Source organism: Methylobacterium sp. J-048 (genome assembly GCF_022829515.1).
Classification (GTDB): domain Bacteria; phylum Pseudomonadota; class Alphaproteobacteria; order Rhizobiales; family Beijerinckiaceae; genus Methylobacterium.
The window spans coordinates 1-3,112 of sequence record NZ_JAKSYL010000021.1; the positions used below are offsets into that span (position 1 = coordinate 1).

The 3,112-nt window shown below is 61.4% G+C and carries 3 protein-coding genes and 1 pseudogene; 3 read left to right on the forward strand and 1 reads right to left on the reverse strand.

Annotated features, from left to right (window positions below):
* Positions 1-87: 87 nt before the first annotated feature.
* Positions 88-447, reverse strand: a complete 360-nt coding sequence (locus MKL09_RS00640; protein ID WP_244017015.1) for a hypothetical protein — start codon at positions 445-447, stop codon at positions 88-90.
* 309 nt (positions 448-756) lie between these two features.
* Between MKL09_RS00640 and MKL09_RS00645 the strand changes: the two genes are divergently transcribed.
* From MKL09_RS00645 to MKL09_RS00655, 3 genes and pseudogenes are all read left to right on the forward strand, one after another.
* Positions 757-1,848, forward strand: coding sequence for a putative bifunctional diguanylate cyclase/phosphodiesterase (locus MKL09_RS00645; RefSeq protein ID WP_244017017.1), 1,092 nt, complete (start codon positions 757-759; stop codon positions 1,846-1,848).
* A gap of 12 nt (positions 1,849-1,860) precedes the next feature.
* A pseudogene (locus MKL09_RS00650) lies at positions 1,861-2,484 on the forward strand (putative bifunctional diguanylate cyclase/phosphodiesterase); the annotation flags it as partial.
* A gap of 30 nt (positions 2,485-2,514) precedes the next feature.
* Positions 2,515-3,112: BLUF domain-containing protein (locus MKL09_RS00655; protein ID WP_244017021.1), on the forward strand; the 598-nt coding region annotated here is incomplete at its 3' end.

Here is a 3,112-nt window from a genome sequence, read left to right on the forward strand (position 1 = left end):
CAGTCCGGCGCGTGGCGGTGGGAGTCGATCGCGCCGCACAGAACCTGGTCCATTCGGGCTGGTAACGTTCTGGGGGAATAACGCGGGCTACTGCACGTGAAGGGTGGGCTTCATCTTTGGGTGGATGCCGCACGCGATTACGAAGTCGCCGGGCTCCTTGAGGGTCAGCGTCGCCTGCTTGCCGGGTTCCTGGCCGCCGGCGTCGAACGCGAAGCGATCGGCCTCGATGGAGGCGTGGTGCACCGCGCTGTCGTCGCCGTTGACCAAGGTGATGGTGTCGCCCTTACGCAAGAACAGGTCGGTGGGGTCGTAGTGCCGACCCTTCTGCAGCACGATCCGCACGACGCTGAGGAGATCAGCTTTGACAGGTCCGAGCGCCAGCAACGCTGTCAGGAACGCGATAGCTGCGCCGAGGAGAAGCGGTCGGCATAGGTTGTAAATCGCCACGGATGCAACCTGAAAAAATCAATGCTTGCGGCCTATATTTAGGCCAAGCCAAATACGCTCGGAATAACGGATGTTAGTGTATCAGTTTAAATCTTCCGGTACTTCGTGCCCGATTTGCAGAATAAGTGAAAATTTCGCGCTTAACCTCATGAAATTTTAACCACGGTTGTTCTGGTCTCGACGCCTGACGCGCAGGAACACCAAATAATCCCATTGGCCATGCACCTCAATTTAAACATTCGTGCTTATAAACGTGCTGTTCGCTGTCACATGGGCTGCCTGGCAGCCTCAATCTAGGGTCCTCGTGCGATGAGCGCTGATCTGCACCACCTCGGCGCGGCACAGCGCAAGGTAGTGCCACTCACGATCCGATTGGATCCGAGTGCTGCTTCGCTTCATACCTGGGGCCGGTATCTCGACGTGATCCGGCACGGTATATTGATGATCGATGCATCCGGTCGGGTCGTTATCTGTACCGACCCAGCTGAGCGCCTCATCTACAATATGAATATTGAGCGGACCGGCAATCTATCCTCACGGCAACTGCTTCGCGCCCTGTGCGCGGGCGCTTCGCAATCGCGGCAAGAAATCTTCGAGGCCCTGCGAAGCGCACGCGACCTCCAAACCTCCGCTTCGTTTGAGGTGGCGGGCCGGGATCACACGCTGCAGGTCGAGATCCGTTCCGTCGCGGGTGAAGGTTGGGTCGCAACACTGGAGGATGTCAGCGCCCGCAAGGCGAACGAGGCGCGTGCTGACGAGTTGGCGCGTCTCGATCCACTCACCGGCCTGCCAAACCGCCTGCTCTTGCGAGAACGCCTGGCTGGAGCCGTGGCACGCTTGCAGCGCAACGAAGAGGCTTGCGCTCTCCTTCTCATCGATCTCGACCGGTTCAAGCCGGTCAACGACACGCTCGGTCACCCGATCGGCGACGCACTTCTGGCGAAGGTCGCCGACCGGCTGCGCTCGACCGTGAGGCCCACGGACACCGTGGCCCGGATCGGTGGTGATGAGTTCATCATCCTGCAAACCGGCATTCGCGAGGCTGCCGACGCACAGGCGCTGGCCCGGCGTATCGTCGATCTGATCGGCCGGACCTACATGGTCGAGGGCCACCTCCTGACGATCGGAGCCAGCGTCGGTGTCGCGCTCGCACCCGCCGACGGGACGAGTGCCGACAAGCTCCTGAAGAATGCTGACCTAGCCTTATACCGAGCCAAGCTCGACGGGCGCGGGACGTACCGTTTCTTCGAGCCTGAGATGGACGCGCGCATGCAGGCGCGCCGCCGGCTTGAACTCGACATGCGTCAGGCCTTGGCGCGGCGCGAGTTCCAGCTTCACTACCAGCCCCAGATGCAACTCGACGGTGATAGGCTGATCGGCTGCGAGGCCTTGATCCGCTGAAAGCATCCTGAGCGCGGGATGATCTCGCCGCTCGATTTCATCCCACTGGCGGAGGAGATCGGTCTGATCGTGCCGATCGGCGAGTGGGTCATCCGTCAGGCCTGTCGCGATGCGATGACGTGGCCCACGGGGATGTCAGTCGCGGTGAACGTCTCCCCCGCCCAATTCAAGAGCGACCGGCTGGTCGAGACAATCATCTCGGCACTCGCCAGCTCAGGTCTGTCGGCCAAGCGGCTGGAGGTCGAGATCACAGAGGGCGTCCTCTTGCAGGAGAGCCAGAGGACCTTGCAGACGCTCCATCGACTGCGTGAGCTCGGGGTCCGCGTCTCGATGGACGACTTCGGCACCGGCTACTCGTCCTTGAGTTACCTGCGCAGCTTCCCGTTCGACAAGATCAAAATCGACAGGTCCTTCGTGAAGGACTTGTCGGACAAGCCCGATGGGGACGCGATCATCCGGGCGATCGCGGGCCTCGGCAAGAGCCTGGGCATGACCACAGTCGCCGAAGGCGTCGAGACGCCGGAGCAAATGCAGCGTATTCGCGATGAAGGCTGCACTGACGTGCAGGGCTACCTCATCAGCAGGCCAATGCCGGCGGATGATCTTTTGCAATTCATCGCGAGCTACCAACCCTAATACTGAGTCACCCAACTTATTGGACGCCCCATGAGTGAGCTCTATCGCCTCGTCTACGCCAGCAAGAACTTATTTCACGGATCTGAGACTGAACTGACGGCCGTTGTCGGGCAGATCCTGGCCTCATCGCAGCGGAACAACGCTCGGGCGGATGTGACCGGAGCGCTGATGTTCAACGCTGGAGCCTTCGCTCAGGTTTTGGAGGGACCAAGACAGGGGGTCGAAGAGACATTCGAGCGGATCCAGTGCGATGGCCGTCACGGCGACGTGACGGTTCTTCAGTGCGGTCCGACGGAAAGCCGCAACTTCGCGAACTGGTCCATGGCCTACGTCGGCGCGTCCGCCGGGGGGCAAGCACGCTTCAGCCGTCTCGCGGCCGAGAGCGGGTTCGACCTGTCCAGGCTGGACGGCGACACCGTGTTCACCATGCTGCATGAGCTGGTGCTGGAGGAGGAAGGTGTGCCCCTCGCGCTCGCCGCCGCTCCGTCGATCGAACCACCTGAGGTTCATCCCCCGGCAGGGCTGGATGTCGAGCAACTGAAAACAGAAATCGCGCAGCTTCGACCTGACGCGCCAGCCACGCGGACGTCATCACCGGTGAGCAATCAGCGGGCTGCTGAGGTCAAGA